Source organism: Pseudokineococcus marinus (assembly GCF_013004605.1).
In the GTDB taxonomy this organism is placed as follows: domain Bacteria; phylum Actinomycetota; class Actinomycetes; order Actinomycetales; family Quadrisphaeraceae; genus Pseudokineococcus; species Pseudokineococcus marinus.
On the sequence record NZ_JABEMA010000025.1, the window covers coordinates 1 to 19,713 of the forward strand.

A 19,713-nucleotide genomic window follows, 5' to 3' on the forward strand; every position below is an offset into this window, starting at 1 on the left:
GGCGCCCCGCGCCCCGGAGGCGGTCTCGCGCGGCCCTTCTCGCCGAGCCGCTCGGCGGCCCCCCCGTGGAGGGGCGGCACCGGCCTCCCCCGGCGGGTGACGTCCTCCCCCTTCGGCGAGGTGGTCCCCGCGGCGGGCGATCGCGTGGTTGAGTACGCGCGCTCGTCCGGCCGTGCCGCCGTCGCCGCACCGCCGCCGTCCTGCCCCAGGAGACCGTGTTGACGACGCTCGCCGCCCCCCGGGCGCTGCTCGCCCTCGTGGCGCTCGCGCTGCTGCTCGCCCTCGCCCCCGCGCTGCCGGGCGGCGGCGCGCGCGCCGACGCCGCCACGCCCGCCCCCTCCCCCGGGGTCAGCGCCCCGACGGACGTCGAGGGCGAGACGATCACGGTCCGGGTGCGGACCGCCGACCGCGAGGACGTGCCCGGTGCGGAGGTCACGGCGACCGGCGCGGGCGTCGACCCGGTCTCGGGCACGACGGACGACGGCGGGGCCGTGGAGCTGGTCGTCCCGGGCACGGGGACCTACGAGGTCACGCTCGACGTCGACAGCCTCACCGGCCCCGCCGCTGGGCTGCTCCCCCGCGAGAACCCGGTGCAGCGGTCGGTGGCCTCGGGCAGCGCCAACCCCGTCATCTTCCAGCTGTCGGAGGACGGAGGGGCGTCGGCGTCGGCCGGTGGCGTGAGCGCCGGCCAGGTGGCCCAGCTCGTCGCGAACGGCCTCCGGTACGGCCTCATCATCGCCCTCGCGGCCATCGGCCTGTCGCTCGTCTTCGGGACGACGGGGCTGACGAACTTCGCCCACGGCGAGCTCATCACCTTCGGCGCCATCGCGACCTACTTCCTCAACGTGGGCGCAGGCGTCCCCTTCCTGCTGGCGGCACCGCTCGCCGTGGTGCTCGGGGGGGTCGCGGGGTACGCCAACGACCGCCTCCTCTGGAGACCGCTGCGGCGCCGCGGCACGGGCCTCGTGGCCATGATGATCGTCTCGATCGGCCTGGCCCTGCTGCTGCGCTACCTCTTCCTCTACGTCTTCGGCGGCTCGACGCAGACCTACGCCGAGTACCAGGGCCAGCGCGGGCTCGACCTGGGTCTGTTCACCCTGCGCCCCATCGACCTCATCAGCATGGCCGTCGCCGCGGTGGTGCTCGTGGCGGTGGGCCTCGTCCTCGTGCGCACCCGGCTGGGCAAGGCCACCCGCGCCGTCTCCGACAACCCGGCCCTGGCCGCGGCCTCGGGCATCGACGTCAACCGCGTGATCCTCGTCGTCTGGGTCGCCGGCGCCGCGCTCGCCGCGCTCTCCGGGGTGCTCCTGGGGCTCGCCCAGCAGGTGCAGTACCAGATGGGCTTCCAGATCCTGCTGCTCGTCTTCGCGGCGGTGACGCTCGGCGGCCTCGGCACGGCCTTCGGGGCCATGGTGGGCGCCCTGTTCATCGGCGTCTTCCTCGAGGTGAGCACGCTCGTCATCCCGACCGAGCTGCGCAACGTCGGCGCCCTGCTCGTCCTCATCCTCGTCCTCCTCGTGCGGCCCCAGGGCATCCTCGGCCGCGCCTCGCGCATCGGCTGAGCGGAGCACCCCCGTGGACTGGTCCTCGATCCTCGGCAACACCGCCCGCGCGGCCATCGGGCTGGAGACGGTCATCTACGCCCTCGCGGCGATCGGCCTCAACGTGCAGTTCGGCTACGCCGGCCTGCTCAACTTCGGGCAGGCGGCGTTCGTCGCCGTGGGGGCGTACGGCATCGCCGTCACCGTCACCGTGCTTGGGCTGCCCTTCTGGCTCGGCGTCGTCGTCGGCCTCGTCGCCGCGGTGCTGCTGGCGGTGCTCCTCGGCATCCCGACGCTGCGCCTGCGCGCCGACTACCTCGCCATCGCCACCATCGCCGCGGCGGAGATCGTGCGGCTCACCGTCCGCAGCGCCACGCTGCGCGACCAGACCGGCGGCTCGAGCGGTCTCTCCGGCTTCGCCGAGGGCTTCTACGACCTCAGCCCCTTCACCCCCGGGCAGTCCTACGGGTTTGGGCCCTGGGTCTTCGGGGCGAGGCTGGCGTGGATCCTCCTCGTCGGGTGGGTCCTCGTGGCGGTGTGCTGCCTCGTCGTCTTCCTGCTCATGCGCAGCCCCTGGGGCCGCGTCCTCAAGGGCATCCGCGAGGACGAGGACGCCGTCCGCAGCCTCGGCAAGAACGTCTACGCCTACAAGATGCAGGCGCTCGTCATCGGCGGCGTCATCGGCGCGCTGGCCGGCTTCGTCTTCGGCGTGGGCCGCGCCTCGGTGCAGCCGGACCTCTACGGCACGGAGCTGACGTTCTTCGTCTACACCGTGCTCCTGCTCGGCGGAGCCGCGCGGGTCCTCGGGCCGGTGGTCGGCGCGGCGATCTTCTGGGTGGCGCTCGTCCTCATCGAGAACGTGCTCGTGCAGGCCGTCGGCGCCGGCTACGTGCCCGACTGGCTGATGTCGTCCACCCAGGTGGGCCAGGTGCGCTTCATGCTCGTCGGGCTCGCGCTCATGCTGCTCATGATCTTCAGGCCGCAAGGCATCTTCGGTGACCGGAGGGAGCTGGCGATCGATGCCCGCTGACGAGAACCGCCCCGACCTGACCGACCTCGACGAGGGCACCCCCCACGGGGGCGGGGGGAGCCACCCGGCGATCGCCCCGGGCCCCGGCCCGCGCGCCCTCGCCGCCCGCGAGGTGCTCCGCGACGTCCCCCGGGTGCCGGGGGCGCCCAAGCCCGACCCCGTGCTCGTCGCGGACGGCGTCGTGCGCCGCTTCGGCGGGCTGACGGCCGTCGACGTCCAGCACGTGGAGTTCCAGCGCGGCGCCATCACGGCCCTCATCGGCCCCAACGGCGCCGGCAAGACGACGTTCTTCAACCTCCTCACGGGGTTCGACCGGCCCGACGAGGGCTCGTGGACCTTCGAGGGCCGCAGCCTCGCCCGGGTGCCGGCGCACCGCGTCGCCCGTCGCGGCATGGTCCGCACCTTCCAGCTGACCAAGGCGCTCTCGCGGCTCACCGTCATCGAGAACATGCGCCTCGGCGCCACCGGCCAGGTGGGCGAGCGACTGCTGTCGGCGATGTTCCGGCGGGTGTGGCGCGGCCAGGAGGACTCCAACACGCGGCGCGCCGACGAGCTGCTGCGGCGCTTCAAGCTCGACGCCAAGCGCGAGGACTTCGCGGGCAGCCTCTCCGGCGGGCAGCGCAAGCTGCTGGAGATGGCCCGCGCCCTCATGACCGAGCCGCGGCTCGTCATGCTCGACGAGCCGATGGCCGGGGTGAACCCGGCGCTCACCCAGTCGCTCCTCGGGCACGTCAAGGACCTGCGGGAGCAGGGCATGACGGTCGTCTTCGTCGAGCACGACATGGACATGGTCCGCGACATCTCGGACTGGGTGGTCGTCATGGCCCAGGGCACCGTCGTCGCGGAGGGCCCCCCGGACGCCGTCATGGCGGACCCGGCGGTCATCGACGCCTACCTCGGGGGCCACCACGACGCCCCGCTCACCGAGGAGGACGAGGCCGAGCAGATCGCCGCCGCGGAGGCGGAGCTCGAGCGGGAGCACGACCAGGAGGTCGGACGATGAGCGCCAGCAGCACGACGACGGGAGACCGCAGCGCGCACGTGGCCGCCGCGGAGGGCGCGGTGCTGCGCGCCGACGAGCTGGTGGCGGGCTACCTGCCCGGCGTCGACATCCTCAACGGCTGCGACCTGCACGTGCAGCCGGGCGAGCTCGTCGCGATCATCGGCCCCAACGGCGCCGGCAAGTCGACGCTCCTCAAGGCCATGTTCGGCCTCGTGAAGATCCGGAAGGGCACGGTCCGGCTCGGGGACGACGACATCACCGGGATGGGCGCCGACAAGCTCGTGCGCCGCGGCGTCGGCTTCGTGCCGCAGACGAACAACGTCTTCCCCTCGCTCACCATCGCCGAGAACCTCGAGATGGGGCTCTACCAGGCTCCCAAGCGCTTCTCGCAGCGCTTCGAGGCCGTCGTCGACCTCTTCCCCACCCTCGGCAAGCGGCGCAACCAGCGCGCGGGCTCGCTGTCCGGCGGCGAGCGGCAGATGGTCGCGATGGGCCGGGCGCTCATGATGGAGCCGCGCGTGCTGCTCCTCGACGAGCCGTCGGCGGGCCTGTCCCCCGCCCTGCAGGACGAGGTCTTCATCCGCACCCGCCAGATCAACCGCACCGGCGTCTCGGTCGTCATGGTCGAGCAGAACGCCCGCCGCTGCCTGCAGATCTGCGACCGCGGCTACGTCCTCGACCAGGGCCGCAACGCCTACAGCGGCTCCGGCCGCGAGCTGGCGCAGGACCCCAAGGTCATCCAGCTGTACCTGGGCACGCTCGCCACCTCCTGAGCCCCGCCCCCGACCGACGCCCGGTCCCCGCCGAGGGGCCGGGCGTCGTCGCGTCCTGGCCCCGGCGGCGGGCAGGCCCTCCGGCCGGAGGTCCCGCCCCGGACGAGGCGGAGCCCCGGCCCCCCGCACGGGGGACCGGGGCTCCGGTGGTGCTGCTCCGCGGCGTGGAGCGGGTGTCAGTCGAGCGAGCCCTCCACGTAGGAGTCGTTCACGTAGCTGTTGTCCTCGACGTAGGAGTAGATGCCGATGGTGGCCTCCGTCGGGTCGCCGAGGTCGGAGAACTCGACCGGGCCGGACACGCCCTGGTAGTCGATGTCCTCGCCGGCCTCGAGCAGGTCGCGGCACTCCACGAAGCCCGAGCACTCCGTCCCCTCGCGGCTGACCGCCGGCAGCTGCGAGGCGATGCTCGCCCCGCTGTCGTCGCCGGCCGCGATGGCCGCCAGCGCCGTCATGACCACGGCGTCGTAGGACTCCGGCGCGTAGCTGAAGTCCGTGAGCGACGGGTCGACGGCCAGCAGGCGCTCCTGGAAGTCACCCGTCGAGGCGGCACCGGGCAGGGTGCCCTTGGTGCCCACGAGCGCGCCCGGCTCGAGGCCGTCGTCGCTGTAGTTGGCGAGGTTGCCGTCCACGAGGTAGAGCGGCACCTCGCTGGGACCGATGCCCTGGGAGATGAGCTCGGGGATGACGCGCAGCGACTCGTCGAAGCCGATGAGGACGATGGCCTCCGGGTTCGTCTCCGCGAGCTGGGCGACCTCGGCGCTGTAGTTCGGCGCCTGCGGGTTGTAGATGATCGGGTCACCGCCCGCGATGCTGCCGCCGCCGGCCTCGACCGCCTCCTGCACGTTGGCCGCGAGGCCCGTGCCGTACGGGTCGTCGATGGCCATCATGCCGACGTCGAGGTACCCGTCGCCGATCACGAGGTCGCCCATGACGCGGCCCTGGAGCACGTCCGAGGGGGCCGTGCGGAAGTACAGGCCGGAGTCGCTCGCGCACGTGAAGTCCGGCGCCGTGTTCGCCGGCGAGATCTGCACGACCCCCGCGCCGGTGATGGCGTCGATGATGGTGAAGGAGACGCCCGAGGACGCCGCGCCGATGATCGAGTCGACGTTCGCGGACAGGAGCCGCTGGACCGTCGACGAGGCGATGTCGGTGTTCGTGTCACCGGAGTCACCCTCGACGTACGCGACGTCCTGGCCGTTGTAGCCGCCGGCCTCGTTGATCTCCTGCACCGCCAGCTCGACGCCGGCGAACTCCGGCGGGCCGAGGAAGGCCAGGTTGCCGGTCTGCGGCAGGACGGAGCCGATGGTGAGGACGCCGTCGCCCTCGGCCTCCGGCGGGGTCTCGGGCTCGCAGTCCTCGGAGCCCGCGGCGGCGTCGTCGGAGGACGACGAGCTCGCGCTCGGCTCGCCCGAGGCCGCCGGCGCCGCGCCGTCGTCGGTCCCGCCGTCGTCACCGCACCCGGTGAGGGCGAGGGCTGCGATGCCGGCCACGGCGACGGAGCGCCGCGCCAGGGTGGTTCGCTTCATGCAGGGCTCTCCTTCGTCCCAGCGGCTGAGCGCTGAGGTCCAGTAGGTGAGCCGGACCGTACTCGACGGGCGCCCCCCACGGGCCGGGCCCGGAGCGATCCGTCGCGTCGTCACCCCATCGTGACCCTGGCTCCGCCGCAGCGGGACCCGCTGCGCGAGCAGGCCGCTCGCGCCGGGCTGCCGGGCCGCCCCCGCGGCGGCCCAGCGGCGTCCTCAGCGGCTGCCGCCGCCGACCTGCTCCAGCACCACGTCCGCCACCTCGCGCATCGTGAGGCGCCGGTCCATCGACGTCTTCTGGATCCAGCGGAAGGCCTCGGGCTCCGACAGGCCCATCTGCTGCATGAGCAGGCCCTTGGCCCGCTCGACCCGCTTGCGCGTCTCGAACCGCTCGGTGAGGTCGGACACCTCGTCCTCGAGGGCCCGCAGCTCCGCGTGGCGGCTCAGCGCGATCTCCACGGCCGGGAGGAGGTCCGCCGACGTGAAGGGCTTGACCACGTACGCCATCGCCCCCGCGTCGCGCGCCCGGTCCACGAGCTCCTTCTGCGAGAACGCCGTGAGCAGGACGACCGCCGACCGGCCCGAGCGCCCGATCCGCTCCGCCGCCGAGATGCCGTCCAGGACCGGCATCTTCACGTCCATCACGACGAGGTCGGGCGTCATCTCCTCGACGAGGCGCACCGCGCTCTCGCCGTCGCCCGCCTCCCCGACGACGTCGAAGCCCGCCTCCGTCAGCGTCTCCACCACGTCGAGGCGGATGATCGCCTCGTCCTCGGCGACGACGACGCGCCGACGCGGGCCCTGGGGGACGTCGACGTCCTCCGCTCCCGTGGTCGGTCCGCTGCTGGCCTCGGGGCTGGGGGGCTGCTCGCTCACGTCGGCTACCCTATCCGCGCATCCGGGCGACGACGCCCGGGCCGCCGCAGCGCGTCCGTCCCGGCCCTCCGGCCGCCGACCGCCCGGCCCGCCCCGGTATCCCAACCGGCAGAGGAAGTGGCCTCAAAATCCACGCAGTGTGGGTTCGAGTCCCACCCGGGGCACCTCGTCGGCGACCTGCGCCCCCGTCGACCCTCCGCGGCGCCCTCGGCCGGGCTGGCTGCTGGGGGCCGGTCGGTCGGACGGCACTGGCTCCGACGTCTGGCGGGGCTCGCGCCCCGCTGCGTCGTCGGGCCTGACGTGCCGCCCGACCGACCGGTCCCCAGCCGCAGCGGCTCACCTCGCCGTCGTGGTGGGACGACGACGGCCCACCCGGTCACGTCGGTGACCGGGTGGGCCGGTGGTGTCGGGGTGGCGTCAGCCGGCGTCGGGGGCGCCGAGCTGGCGGGCGCTCGTGTCGCGGCGGGTCTCCCGGTAGGCCTGGGTGACGCCGTTGACGGCGTCGCCCATGCGGTGGGCGCGCAGCGCGTTGGTCGAGCCGGGGATGCCCGGGGGCGCCCCGGCCACGACGACGACGAGCTCGCCCTCCTGCGCCACGCCGCTGTCGAGGAGCACCTCGTCCATGGCGAGGACCATCTCGTCGGTGTGGGTCACGTACGGCATGAGGAAGGTCCGCACGCCCCACGTGAGGGACAGCTGCGCGCGGACGGAGGGCTCCGGCGTGAAGACGATGAGCGGGATCTCCGAGCGCAGGCGGGACATCCGCCGGGCCGAGTCGCCCGTCGTCGTGAAGACGACGAGGTGCTTGGCGTCGAGGTTGACGCCCACGTCGAGCGCGGCCCGCGTGATCGCACCGCCCGTGGTGTGCGGGTTGGTGCCCAGCGGGCTGATCCGGTCGAGGCCGTGGTCCTCGGTGCTCTCGATGATGCGCGCCATCGTCCGCACCGCCTCGAAGGGGTACTGGCCGACGCTCGTCTCGCCCGAGAGCATGATCGCGTCGGCGCCGTCGAGGACGGCGTTGGCGCAGTCCGAGGCCTCGGCCCGGGTCGGGCGGGGCGCGGAGATCATCGACTCGAGGACCTGCGTCGCCACGATGACCGGCTTCGCCGCGCGGCGGCACAGCTCGACCGCGCGCTTCTGCACGAGCGGCACCTGCTCGAGGGGCAGCTCGACGCCCAGGTCGCCGCGGGCCACCATGACGCCGTCGAAGGCGTCGACGACGGCCTCGAGGTTGTCGACCGCCTGCGGCTTCTCCACCTTGGCGATGACGGGGACCCGCCGACCCTCCTCGTCCATGACGCGGTGGACGCCCTCGACGTCGGCCGCATCGCGGACGAAGGACAGCGCCACGAGGTCGCAGCCCGCCCGCAGGCCCCAGCGCAGGTCCTCGACGTCCTTGTCGGACAGCGCCGGGACGCCGACCGCCACGCCGGGCAGGTTGAGGCCCTTGTTGTCCGACACGACGCCCGCCACCTCGACCTCGGTGACGACCCGCGGGCCCTCGACGCCGGTGACCCGCAGGGTCACCTTGCCGTCGTCGACGAGGATGCGGTCGCCCGGCGAGACGTCGCCCGGCAGACCCTGGTGCGTCGTCGAGACGAGGGTCGCGTCGCCCGGCACGTCCTCGGTGGTGATGGTGAGCACGTGGCCCACGGGCAGCGCCTGCGGACCGCTCGCGAAGCGGCCCAGCCGGATCTTGGGGCCCTGGAGGTCGACGAGCACCGCGACCGGGCGCCCCGCCTCCTCGGCGGCGCGGCGCACCGCCTCGTAGCGCTCCGAGTGCTCGGCGTGCGAGCCGTGGCTGAGGTTGAAGCGGGCGACGTCCATGCCCGCGTCCACGAGCTCGCGGAGCTGCTCGGGGCTCGAGACGGCGGGGCCGAGGGTGCAGACGATCTTGGCGCGGCGCATGTGACGCACCTTACAGAGCCGGGCACCCCGCCACGGCGGACGAGGCCGTCCGTGGGACGCCCCGGCGCACCCGTGCACCGTCCCCGCGCCGCCCGGTGACGCGGGGGTGGCGACGAGGGGGCGGGCGGACGTCCGTCGGGGGCCCGTCAGACGACGAGCGGCCGGTCGGTCGGGCGCACCGGGGCGGGGAGCGTGCTGGGCCGCCCGGAGAGCCGGGCGTCGATCGCGGCCGCCGCGGCGCGGCCCTCCGCGATGGCCCACACGATGAGCGACTGGCCCCGGCCGGCGTCACCGGCGACGAAGACGCCGGGGACCGACGTCGCGTACGAGCCGTCGCGGGCGACGAGGCCCCGCTCGTCGAGGTCGACGCCCACCTCGTCGAGCAGCGGGCCGCGCTCGGGGCCCGTGTAGCCCGTGGCGATGAGGACGAGCTGGGTGTCGAGCACCTCCTCGGTGCCGGGGACGGGGCGCACCTCGCGCCCCACCCGCTCGGCCTGGACGATCTCCAGGCCTCCGACCCGGCCGTCCTCCCCCGCGACGAAGCGGGTGGTGGAGGCGGTGAAGCGGCGCTCGCCGCCCTCCTCGTGGGCGCTCGTCACCTCGAACAGGCGCGGGTCGACGGGCCAGGGCTCGCCCGCCGTCCGCTCGGCGGCCGGCTGGGGCCCGTGGGCCAGCTGCGTCACCGAGCGGGCGCCCTGCCGCAGGGCCGTGCCGAGGCAGTCGGCCCCGGTGTCGCCGCCGCCGATGATGACGACGTCGCGGCCGCGGGCGTCGAGCTCCGCGGGCACGTCGCGGCCCTCCGGCCCCTCCCCCGCGCCGCGGGCGGCGCGGTTGGCGGGGACGAGGTAGTCCATCGCCGGCATGACACCGGGCAGGTCGCGACCGGGCACGGGCAGGTCGCGGGGCGCCGTGGCGCCGACGGCCAGCAGCACCGCGTCGTAGCGGGCGACGAGCGCCGCGCCCGACACGGCGCCCGGGGCGCTGCCGCCGACGGGCGTGCCCGGGCGGAAGCGGGTCCCCTCCGCGGCCATCTGCGCCAGCCGGGCGTCGAGGAGGTCCTTCTCCATCTTGAACTCGGGAATGCCGTACCGCAGCAGCCCGCCGATCGCGTCGTCGCGCTCGTAGACCGCGACGGTGTGACCGGCGCGCGTGAGCTGCTGGGCGGCGGCCAGCCCCGCGGGGCCGGACCCGACGACGGCGACGGTGCGCCCGGTCAGCCGGTCGGGGGGCTGCGGCACGACCCAGCCCTCGGCGAACGCCCGGTCGGCGATCGACACCTCGACCTGCTTGATGGTCACCGGCGGCTGGTTGATGCCGAGGACGCAGGCGCTCTCGCAGGGCGCCGGGCACAGCCGCCCCGTCACCTCGGGGAAGTTGTTCGTGGCGTGCAGCCGCTCGACGGCCTCGGCCCAGTCCCCGCGCCACGTGAGGTCGTTCCACTCGGGGATGAGGTTGCCCAGCGGGCAGCCCTGGTGGCAGAAGGGGATGCCGCAGTCCATGCAGCGGCCCGCCTGCCGCAGCAGCGCGCCCTCCTCCTGCTTCTCGTACACCTCGCGCCAGTCCATGATCCGGACGTCCACCGGGCGGCGCTGCGGCAGCTCGCGCTCGCGCTGGGTGAGGAAGCCCTTCGGGTCAGCCATGCGTCGTCGCCTCCACGATCCGGCCCCAGACGACGTCGCCGTCGAGGTCCAGCCCCTCCTCGGCCGCCTGCGCCCGCACGGCGAGCACGCGGGAGAACTCCCGGGGCAGCAGCTTGGTCATGCGGTCCAGGCCGGCGTCGCCCTGCTCGAGCAGGGCCGCCGCGACCTCCGACCCGGTCTCGTCCCGGTGGCGCACGAGCAGGTCGGCCACGAGCACCCGGTCGGCCTCGTCGAGCGGGTGGAGGCCGAGCTCCCCGCTGCGCACGGCCGCCTGGTTGACCTCGGCCTCGTCGAGGTCGAGCACGTACGCCGTGCCGCCGGACATGCCCGCCGCCACGTTGCGGCCGGTGCCGCCGAGGACGAGCACGATGCCGCCGGTCATGTACTCGCAGGCGTGGTCGCCCACGCCCTCGACGACGGCGGTGGCACCGGAGTTGCGGACGCAGAAGCGCTCCCCGACGACGCCGCGCAGGAAGAGCTCGCCCGACGTCGCGCCGTAGCCGATCGTGTTGCCGGCGATGACGTTGTCCTGCGCCGCGAACGGCGCCGCGTCGTCGGGGCGGACCACGACCCGGCCGCCCGACAGGCCCTTGCCGACGTAGTCGTTGGCGTCGCCGACGAGGCGCAGCACGACCCCGCGGGGCAGGAAGGCGCCGAAGGATTGGCCGGCGCTGCCCGTCAGGGTCACGTCGACGGTGCCGTCGGGCAGGCCCTGCTCGCCGTAGCGGCGGGTGACCTCGTGGCCGAGCATCGTGCCGACGGTGCGGTTGACGTTGCGCACCGCGCTCGCGACCCGCACGGGCGTGCCGTGCTCGAGCGCGTCGCGGGACATGGCGATGAGCTGGTGGTCCAGGGCCTTCTCGAGGCCGTGGTCCTGGCTCGTCGTGCGCCGGCGGGAGGCGCCCTCAGGCAGCTCGACCTGGTGCAGGACCGGCCCGAGGTCGAGCCCCGACGCCTTCCAGTGGTCGACGGCGCGGCGCACGTCGAGGGCGTCGCTGCGGCCGATGGCCTCGTCGAGCGAGCGGAAGCCCAGCGCCGCGAGGTGCTCGCGCACCTCCTGCGCCACGAACTCGAAGAAGCTCACGACGAAGTCCGCCTTGCCGCCGTACCGCGCCCGCAGCTCGGGGTTCTGCGTCGCGATCCCGACGGGGCAGGTGTCGAGGTGGCAGGCCCGCATGAGGATGCAGCCGGACACGACGAGCGGCGCCGTCGAGAAGCCGTACTCCTCGGCGCCCAGCAGGGCCGCCACGACGACGTCGCGGCCGGTCTTCAGCTGTCCGTCGACCTGGACCGTGATCCGGTCGCGCAGGCCGTTGAGGAGCAGCGTCTGCTGCGCCTCGGCCAGCCCGACCTCCCACGGCCCGCCCGCGTGCTTGAGCGACGTCAGCGGGCTGGCGCCCGTGCCGCCGTCGTGGCCGGAGATGAGGACGACGTCCGCGTGCGCCTTGCTCACGCCCGCCGCGACCGTCCCGACGCCGATCTCGCTGACGAGCTTGACGTGCACGCGCGCCGACGGGTTGGCGTTCTTGAGGTCGTGGATGAGCTGGGCGATGTCCTCGATCGAGTAGATGTCGTGGTGCGGCGGCGGCGAGATGAGGCCGACGCCCGGCGTCGAGAAGCGCGTCCGCGCGATCCACGGGTAGACCTTGTGGCCCGGCAGCTGACCGCCCTCACCCGGCTTGGCGCCCTGGGCGATCTTGATCTGCAGGTCGTCGGCGTGGGTGAGGTACATGCTCGTCACGCCGAAGCGACCCGAGGCGACCTGCTTGACGGCGCTGCGGCGCTCCGGGTCGAGCAGGCGCTCGACGTCCTCGCCGCCCTCGCCGGTGTTGCTGCGCCCGCCCAGGCGGTTCATCGCGACGGCGAGGGTGGAGTGCGCCTCCTCGGAGATGGAGCCGTAGCTCATCGCGCCCGTCGAGAAGCGCTTGACGATCTCGCTGACCGGCTCGACCTCGTCGAGCGGGACCGGCGGACGGGCGCCCTCGCGGAAGGAGAAGAGGCCGCGGAGCGTCATGAGCCGCTCGGAGGAGTCGTCGACCCGCTGCGTGTACTGCTTGAAGACGTCGTAGCGCCCCGCGCGGGTGGCGTGCTGCAGGCGGAAGACCGTCTCCGGGTCGAAGAGGTGGTGCTCGCCCTCGCGGCGCCACTGGTACTCCCCGCCCACGTCGAGGCGCCGGTGCGCGGGCTGCACGCCCCCGACGGGGTAGGCGGTGCGGTGGCGGGCGGCGACCTCCTCGGCGAGGACGTCGATGCCGACGCCGCCGAGCTGCGTCGTCGTGCCCGTGAAGTAGCGGTCGACGAGCTCCTGGGACAGGCCGATGGTCTCGAAGGTCTGCGCGCCCCGGTAGGAGGCGACCGTCGAGATGCCCATCTTGCTCATCACCTTCAGCACGCCCTTGCCGAGCGCGTAGATGAGCCGGCGGACGGCGTCCTCGGGGGCGATGCCGGTGAGGTGGCCGGAGCGGACCTGGTCCTCCACCGACTCCATCGCGAGGTACGGGTTCACCGCCGCCGCGCCGTAGCCGACGAGCAGGGCGACGTGGTGGACCTCGCGGACGTCGCCCGCCTCGACGACGAGCCCGACCTGGGTGCGGGTCTTCTCCCGCAGCAGGTGGTGGTGCACGGCCGCGGTCAGCAGCAGCGAGGGGATGGGGGCTAGCACGGAGTCCGAGTCGCGGTCCGAGAGGACGACGAAGCGGGCGCCGTCGGCGATCGCCGCGCTCACCTCCGCGCAGATCTCGTCGATCCGGGCGGCCAGGGCCGCTCCCCCGCCGTCGACCCGGTACAGGCCGGACACGCGGACGCAGCGGAAGCCGGGGAGGTTGCCGTCGGCGTTGACGTGGACGATCTTCGCGAGCTCGTCGTTGTCGATGACCGGGAACGGGATGACGAGCTGGCGGCAGTGCGCCGGACCGGCGTCGAGCATGTTCTGCTCCGGGCCCACGCCCGTGACGAGCGACGTCACCAGCTCCTCGCGGATGGCGTCCAGCGGCGGGTTGGTGACCTGCGCGAACATCTGCGTGAAGTAGTCGAAGACGAGCCGGGGGCGCTGGGAGAGCACGGCGATCGGGGTGTCGGTGCCCATCGAGCCGATGGGCTCGGCCCCCGCCCGCGCCATCGGCGCGACGAGCAGGCGCAGCTCCTCCTCGGTGTAGCCGAAGGTCTGCTGGCGGCGCGTCACCGAGGAGTGCGTGTGCGCGACGTGCTCGCGCTCGGGGAGCCCGTCGAGCGTCACGAGACCGGCGTGCAGCCACTCGTCGTAGGGGTGCGCCGCGGCGAGCTCGGCCTTGACCTCCTCGTCGTCGACCACGCGCCCCGCGGCGGTGTCGACGAGGAACATGCGCCCGGGCTGCAGGCGCCCCTTGCGCACGACGGTGGCGGGGTCGAGGTCGAGCACGCCCGTCTCGCTGGCGAGGACGACGAGGCCGTCGGAGGTGATCGTGTACCGCGAGGGGCGCAGGCCGTTGCGGTCGAGCACGGCCCCGATGAGCGTGCCGTCGGTGAAGACGACGTCGGCCGGGCCGTCCCACGCCTCCGTGAACATCGAGTGGAACTCGTAGAAGGCGCGGCGGGCCGGGTCCATGGAGGCGTGGTTCTCCCAGGCCTCCGGGATCATCATGAGCATCGCGTGCGGCAGCGAGCGGCCGGACAGGTGCAGCAGCTCGAGCACCTCGTCGAACGACGCGGAGTCGCTGGCGCCCGGCGTGCAGATGGGGAAGAGCCGCTGGAGGTCGCCGGGGATGACGGACGAGCTGAGCATGCTCTCCCGCGCCCGCATCCAGTTGCGGTTGCCCTGGACGGTGTTGATCTCGCCGTTGTGGGCGATGAGGCGGAAGGGGTGCGCCAGCGGCCACGACGGGAAGGTGTTGGTCGAGAAGCGCGAGTGCACGACGGCGAGCTCGGTCGTGTAGCGCCGGTCCGACAGGTCGGGGAAGAAGGGCTCGAGCTGGCCCGTCGTCAGCATCCCCTTGTAGGTGATGGTGCGGCACGAGAGCGAGGCGACGTAGACGCCGACCTCGCGCTCCGTGCGCTTGCGCAGGCAGAAGGCGCGGCGCTCGAGGGCCATGCCCGTGATGCGCGCGCCGCGGCCGGCGACGAAGAGCTGCCGGAAGCGCGGCATCGTGGCGCGGGCGGTGGCGCCGACGAGCTCGGCCGCGACGGGCACGTCCCGCCAGCCGAGGACGGCGAGGTCCTCCTCCACCGCGAGGGCCTCGACGCGGCGCACGGCCTCGGCGGCTGCCTCGTCCTCGGCGGGCAGGAAGACGATGCCGACGGCGTAGGCGCCCTTGGGCGGGAGCTCGACACCCATCTCCTCCTCCGCCAGGGCGCGGAAGAGGTCGTCGGGGACCTGGGTGAGGATCCCGGCGCCGTCGCCGGTGTCGACCTCGGCACCCACGGCGCCGCGGTGGTCGAGGTTGCGCAGGGCGGTGAGCGCGGCGTCGACGATGTCGTGGCCCGGCTCGCCGCGCAGCGTCGCGACGAAGGCCACGCCGCACGCGTCGTGCTCGTGGCGCCCGTCGTAGAGGCCCTGCGGGGCCGGGACGGCGACGGCGCGGGGTCCGGGCGCCGGGCTCTCGTGCTGGTCCTGCGGGCTGATCTGCGAGGTCGTCGTCATGCGTCGCACCATCCTCACGGGGACCGCCGGGGCGGTCGACGTGCCCCGCCGGCGAGCCGGCGGGACGGGGGACGGGAGGGGACGTCGTCGGCCCCGGGTCGGGAGAAGGTACACCGGGGGCTGCGTCGTCCCGGCGGTCGATCCACCCCGCGAGACCACCGCCCGCGCGGTGACCGGGTCGTGACCATGACGTGATCGCGACGTGATGCCGGGGCCGGGCCGGCCCACTCGGTCGTCGACCGACGTCGCGGGGAGAGGCCCGGACGCCGGCGCCGGGCGCGCGGAGCCACGGAGGCCGGCCGCCGACCGCGTGGAACCACGGAGGCCGGCGTCGTGAGCCGCGTCGACGGCGGTGTCCGGCGGCCGCGCACAGGTCGGTGGAGCGGGGCGTCGTCCACAGGCGGCGGGGTCGTGGGGGCGTCGTCGGATCCCGCCCCTAGCCTCGTACGCGTGTTCGAGACGGGCGTGGGCGGGGATGAGGAGGACGACGCCGTCCCGCCGTCGGCCTCACCGCGCGCCGGTCGGGGCGCGGGCTCCCCTGACGTGACCGGTGCTGCCGCGGGCGAGGACGGCGGTGTCGTCGAGCTGGTCGGCGAGGTCGGTCGGGTGAGGTCAGCGGTGCGGGCCGGGGCGCTGGGTCGGGTGCAGGCGGTCGTCGCGCTGGAGGCGGCGCGGTCGAGGGCGTGGGCGGGGCTGCTGCGGCAGGTCGCCGCACTGGTGGACGAGGTCTCGGTGTCGGGTGGCCCGGCGGCGCCGGTGACCGACGGCGGCGACAGCACCGGTGAGGGCGCTGGTGCCGGCCGAGCGGGAGCGGTCGGTGTGGCGACGCTGGCCGAGACCTCGGGTCCGGGGTCGGGGCGGGACGCGGGCCTGGCGTTCGAGGCCGCCGCGGGCGAGCTGGCGGTCGCGCTGGTCGTGCCGCTGCGGCGGGCGCAGGACCTGGTCGCCGAGGCCCTCGCGGTCACGACCCGGCTGCCGGTCACGCTGGCCGCGCTGGAGACGGGGCGGATCGACCCGCAGCGCTCCCGGCTGGTCGCCGAGGAGACCGTGGGCTTGTCCCCGGCGCACGCGGCGAAGGTCGACGCGGCCCTGGCCGGCGACCTGGGCCCGTTGACGGCCCCGGCGCTGCGGGCGCGGGTGCGTCACCTGGTCGCCACGACCGACCCCGAGGCGGTGCGCCGGCGGGTGCGGCGGGCGACCTGCGCCCGCGGGGTGCGCCTGTTCCCGGTGGACGACGGGATGGCCCAGCTGGTCGCGACGGGCCCGGTGCTGGACCTGGCCTGCGTCTTCGAGCGGCTGACCACCACCGCCCGGGCACGGGCCGGCGAGCACGGGCGGGTCGACCCGCACGCCGCGACGTCCGCCGGCCTGGACCCCCTCGCCCTGAGCGACCGTGGGACGGGGTTGCCGGACCGGCGAGGCATCGACGCGCGCCGCTTCGACGCCCTCGTCGACCTCGCCACCACCACCGACCTCACCACCGACCTGCCCACCAGTGCTGGCGCCGGTGCTTCCGCCCGCGCGGACGTGAACGCCAGTGCGAGGACGGCTCCGGCCGCGACGACGGGTGTAGCGCGGGCGCGCAGCCCGCACGGCCCGCAGGTCACCGTCGCCCTGACCAGCCTCCTCGGCCTGGACGACGACCCCGCCCAGCACCCCACCCTCGGACCCGTCCCGACCGGGGCCGTGGCCGAGCTCCTCGCCGCCGGGCACCGCTTCCGCCGCGCCCTGACCGCACCGCTCACCGGCCACCTCGTCGGCCTCGACGGCCACCTCCAGGCCCTCGACCCCACCACCACCGCCGCCACCACGACGGCGGGGTCTTCGACGACAGCGCCGCCCGACCCACCGCGGGGGCGCCCCCGGACCACACCCGCCCGACGCGGCCCCAGAGCGGCGATCACCGTGCGCGTCGACACCCCCGACGACCGCCCACCGTCGCCAACGACATCCCCGGCACCTGACATGACTGCCGCAGCCGCAGCGCCGCCGCTGTCTCCGCCGGGGCCGGTGACGGGCCCCTCACCGACCTCGAGGCACACCTCGCTGCGCCACGCCGCCCGACGCCCCGGCTGCTCCTACGCCGCCGCCGCGGGCGGGCCCGGCCCCTACGCGCCCACCGACGCCTGCGACCGCTGGGTGCGCACCCGCTCACCCCGCTGCCAGGCCCCCGGCTGCCGCACGCCCGCGACCCGCTGCGACCTCGACCACCGCGTCCCCCACGCCACCGGCGGGCCGACCTGCCCGTGCAACCTCGACGTCCTGTGCCGCCGCCACCACCTCGCCAAGCACCACCACGGATGGACAGCCGCCCCCATGACCGACGACGCCCGCGACCCCGGCCTGACCTGGACCACCCCGCTCGGCCAGACCGTCCACGTGCCCGCCCAACCGCTGCTGCCCCGACCAGCACCCCGCGCCACCGATGGCGTCGGGGCGCAGACGGACGCCGCCGCCGCACTGGAGGACCACCTCTTCGGCGGACCCCGCTACCCCACCCGCGACAGCGCCGCCCACGACCTCGACCGGGTGCACGCCGAGCTCGCACGGCAGCACGCCGAGGCTCAGCTCCAGCGGCACGACGCCCTGCACGACGAGGGTGGAGATGCGGGTGACGGTCGCCCCGACGGCGACCCGACGCCTCCGGCTGACCGAGCAGCCGGGTGGGGTGACGACCAGCCACCGCCGTGGTGACGACCCGGTCGGCGGGTCGGGCGCGGCCCGCCGGACCACGCTCGGGCGCTCGGGCGCTCGCGGGGAGCGCCCGGCCACCCGACCGCCGTGCCGCCCCGTCGGCTCGCCCCATCTCGAACTCGTCCTACGGGCGGACTCGGGCCGGCGGCCTTCCAGGCACCGGAGGCCGGGCGCTACGTCGGCCGCGACCGCCGCGTGCGCGCCCGACCCGTGGGCCGGGGGCTCACTCGCGCCGGTCGCGCCCCGCGACGTCGTCCGCCCCGGAGGCCGCGTCGTCCTCGGAGGCGCCGGACGCGCTGGCCCGGGCGCGGGCCGCAGCCCGCTCTCCCTCGGCGGCGGCGTCCTCGGGCTCGGCTCCTGCGTCGAGGGCCTCCGTCTCGGCCGCGGCGGACGCCTCGGCGGGCGCCGGGTCGCGCAGCGCGGTCGCCTCGCGCCCGGGGTGCCGGAGCGAGCTGACGAGCAGCCCGAGGACGGCGAGGAGACCGACGACGACGGACGTCCAGACGTTGAGCCGGAGCCCCCCGACGACCTCCGCCTGGTCGACGCGCAGCGTCTCGATGAAGCCGCGGCCGACGACGTACAGCAGGACGTAGGTGAGGAAGACGCGGCCGTGCCCCAGCTTGAGGCGCCGCTCCAGGAGCAGGAGCAGCCCCGCGGCCACCAGGCACCACAGCGACTCGTAGAGGAAGGTCGGGTGGAAGGTGGCGGCGTCGGCGTACTCGGCGGGCCGGTTGGCCGGGTCGATCTCGAGGCCCCAGGGCAGGTCGGTCGGGCGGCCGAAGAGCTCCTGGTTGAAGTAGTTGCCGAAGCGCCCCACCGCCTGGGCCACGAGGAGGCCCGGCGCGAGCGCGTCCGCGACGACGCCGAGCCGCAGGCCCAGCTGCCGGATGGCCACGAGGGCCCCGACGAAGCCGCCTGCGATGGCGCCCCAGATGCCGAGGCCGCCCTCCCAGACGTAGAGGGCGCGCACGAGGTCGCCGCCCTCACCGAAGTAGGCGTCCGGCGAGGAGAGCACGTGGTAGATCCGGGCGCCGACGATGCCGAAGGGCACCGCCCACACCGCGATGTCCACGACCGCCCCGGGCGGACCGCCGCGCGCGCGCAGGCGCTTCTCGCCGATGACGACGCCGAGCACGATGCCGAGGATGATCGCGAGCGCGTAGGCGCGGATCGGGACGGGGCCCAGGTGCCACACGCCCTGGGAGGGGCTCGGGATCGCCGTGAGCACCGCCGACGCGAGGCTGCCCCCGGCCAGGGCCGTGCCCGTCACCGGCGGACCCCCGCCGCCAGGTCGGCGGCGACCGCGCCCACCGAGCGGACACCGCCCTCGCCGAGGGCGCGCACGAGCGCCGACCCGACGATGACGCCGTCCGCGAACCCGGCCACCTCGGCGGCCTGGTCCGCCGTCGAGACCCCGAGGCCGACGCACACGCGCTCGGCGCCCGCCGCGCGGGTGTCCCGCACGAGGCGCTCGGCGTCACCGCCGACCGAGGCGCGCACGCCCGTGACGCCCATGGTCGAGGCCGCGTACACGAAGCCGCGGCAGGCCGCCGCCGTGCTGGCGAGGCGCTGCGGCGTCGACGACGGCGCGACGAGGAAGACGCGGTCGAGGTCCGCCGCGGCGGAGGCCTCGAGCCAGTCCTGCCCCTCGTCGGGGATGAGGTCGGGCGTGATGAGCCCCGCTCCCCCGGCCGCGGCCAGGTCGCGCGCCCACGCGTCGACGCCGTAGCGCACCACGGGGTTCCAGTAGGTCATGACGAGGACGGCGGCGCCCGTGGCCGCCACCTGCTCGACGGCGGTGAGGACGTCCCGCACCCGTAAGCCCCCCTCCAGGGCGGCCTGGGCGGCCGCCTGGATGACGGGCCCGTCCATGACCGGGTCGGAGTACGGCAGCCCGAGCTCGACGACGTCCACGCCCTCCGCGACCATCGCCCGCGCAGCCTCCACCGAGGTCGCCAGGTCCGGGAAGCCCACGGGCAGGTAGCCCACGAGGGCCGCCCCGCCCCGCTCGCGCGCGGCGTCGATGGCGGCCCCGGTGCGGCTCGACCCCGTCCCGGCCGCGCCGGGCGCCGTCACGGCGGCGGTCACCGGTCGCCCCGGGCGTCGGTGG

General features: G+C 75.0%; 12 protein-coding genes and 1 tRNA gene. 6 read left to right on the top strand and 7 right to left on the bottom strand.

All coding sequences use genetic code 11. The features are described 5' to 3' along the window. Nucleotides 1–215: 215 nt before the first annotated feature. Genes HLB09_RS03640 through HLB09_RS03655 form a run of 4 tightly spaced genes read left to right on the top strand, consistent with a single transcriptional unit; the run spans nt 216 to nt 4,347 of the window. Entirely contained in the window at nt 216–1,562 is a 1,347-nt protein-coding gene (locus HLB09_RS03640) for a branched-chain amino acid ABC transporter permease (RefSeq protein ID WP_212770498.1), read from the top strand. A 13-nt stretch (nt 1,563–1,575) separates the two neighbouring features. Beyond that, nucleotides 1,576–2,571 carry a branched-chain amino acid ABC transporter permease gene (locus HLB09_RS03645; RefSeq protein WP_171202045.1) on the top strand — a complete coding sequence of 332 codons (996 nt, stop codon included), beginning with the start codon at nt 1,576–1,578 and terminating at the stop codon, nt 2,569–2,571. Beyond that, a complete protein-coding gene (locus tag HLB09_RS03650; protein WP_171202046.1) occupies nt 2,561–3,574 on the top strand; it encodes an ABC transporter ATP-binding protein in 1,014 nt (337 codons plus the stop codon). Before HLB09_RS03645 ends, HLB09_RS03650 begins: the two co-directional genes overlap by 11 nt. Continuing rightward, nucleotides 3,571–4,347, top strand: coding sequence for an ABC transporter ATP-binding protein (locus tag HLB09_RS03655; RefSeq protein ID WP_171202047.1), 777 nt, complete (start codon nt 3,571–3,573; stop codon nt 4,345–4,347). The genes HLB09_RS03650 and HLB09_RS03655 overlap by 4 nt, the downstream gene beginning before the upstream one ends. Nucleotides 4,348–4,523: 176 nt before the next feature. Here the strand turns inward: HLB09_RS03655 and HLB09_RS03660 are convergent, their stop codons facing one another. Together HLB09_RS03660 and HLB09_RS03665 are read right to left on the bottom strand one after the other, a co-directional pair. Then, nucleotides 4,524–5,873, bottom strand: coding sequence for an ABC transporter substrate-binding protein (locus HLB09_RS03660; RefSeq protein ID WP_171202048.1), 1,350 nt, complete (start codon nt 5,871–5,873; stop codon nt 4,524–4,526). A gap of 213 nt (nt 5,874–6,086) precedes the next feature. After that, nucleotides 6,087–6,746, bottom strand: a complete 660-nt coding sequence (locus tag HLB09_RS03665; protein ID WP_171202049.1) for an ANTAR domain-containing response regulator — start codon at nt 6,744–6,746, stop codon at nt 6,087–6,089. A gap of 90 nt (nt 6,747–6,836) precedes the next feature. On the opposite strand from HLB09_RS03665, the gene HLB09_RS03670 reads away from it, so the two are divergent. Beyond that, nucleotides 6,837–6,910 (top strand) — tRNA-Leu (locus tag HLB09_RS03670). A gap of 253 nt (nt 6,911–7,163) precedes the next feature. On the opposite strand, the gene pyk is transcribed toward HLB09_RS03670, so the two are convergent. The 3 genes from pyk to gltB form a co-directional block, all read right to left on the bottom strand. Next, the gene (gene pyk / locus HLB09_RS03675; RefSeq protein ID WP_171202050.1) at nt 7,164–8,654 is read right to left on the bottom strand and encodes a pyruvate kinase; all 1,491 of its coding nucleotides are present in this window, start codon (nt 8,652–8,654) and stop codon (nt 7,164–7,166) included. Between the two features lie 146 nt (nt 8,655–8,800). After that, the gene (locus HLB09_RS03680) at nt 8,801–10,294 is read right to left on the bottom strand and encodes a glutamate synthase subunit beta (RefSeq protein ID WP_171202051.1); all 1,494 of its coding nucleotides are present in this window, start codon (nt 10,292–10,294) and stop codon (nt 8,801–8,803) included. Beyond that, entirely contained in the window at nt 10,287–14,909 is a 4,623-nt protein-coding gene (gltB, locus tag HLB09_RS03685; RefSeq protein ID WP_171202052.1) for a glutamate synthase large subunit, read from the bottom strand. The genes HLB09_RS03680 and gltB overlap by 8 nt, the downstream gene beginning before the upstream one ends. A 450-nt stretch (nt 14,910–15,359) precedes the next feature. Between gltB and HLB09_RS03690 the strand changes: the two genes are divergently transcribed. After that, the gene (locus HLB09_RS03690; protein WP_171202053.1) at nt 15,360–17,603 is read left to right on the top strand and encodes an HNH endonuclease signature motif containing protein; all 2,244 of its coding nucleotides are present in this window, start codon (nt 15,360–15,362) and stop codon (nt 17,601–17,603) included. Nucleotides 17,604–17,826: 223 nt separating this feature from the next. Here the strand turns inward: HLB09_RS03690 and lgt are convergent, their stop codons facing one another. Beyond that, a complete protein-coding gene (lgt, locus tag HLB09_RS03695) occupies nt 17,827–18,873 on the bottom strand; it encodes a prolipoprotein diacylglyceryl transferase (RefSeq protein ID WP_322790007.1) in 1,047 nt (348 codons plus the stop codon). After that, complete coding sequence (trpA, locus tag HLB09_RS03700) at nt 18,870–19,679, bottom strand: tryptophan synthase subunit alpha (protein ID WP_171202056.1); 810 nt, start codon at nt 19,677–19,679, stop codon at nt 18,870–18,872. The genes lgt and trpA overlap by 4 nt, the downstream gene beginning before the upstream one ends. Between the last annotated feature and the right edge of the window lie 34 nt (nt 19,680–19,713).

Bases quoted from the DNA above. Each gene is read 5' to 3' on its own strand.
- pyk (WP_171202050.1), bottom strand. From the start codon at position 8,654: ATGCGCCGCGCCAAGATCGTCTGCACCCTCGGCCCCGCCGTCTCGAGC.
- HLB09_RS03680 (WP_171202051.1), bottom strand. From the start codon at position 10,294: ATGGCTGACCCGAAGGGCTTCCTCACCCAGCGCGAGCGCGAGCTGCCG.
- HLB09_RS03660 (WP_171202048.1), bottom strand. From the start codon at position 5,873: ATGAAGCGAACCACCCTGGCGCGGCGCTCCGTCGCCGTGGCCGGCATC.
- HLB09_RS03655 (WP_171202047.1), top strand. From the start codon at position 3,571: ATGAGCGCCAGCAGCACGACGACGGGAGACCGCAGCGCGCACGTGGCC.
- HLB09_RS03650 (WP_171202046.1), top strand. From the start codon at position 2,561: ATGCCCGCTGACGAGAACCGCCCCGACCTGACCGACCTCGACGAGGGC.
- gltB (WP_171202052.1), bottom strand. From the start codon at position 14,909: ATGACGACGACCTCGCAGATCAGCCCGCAGGACCAGCACGAGAGCCCG.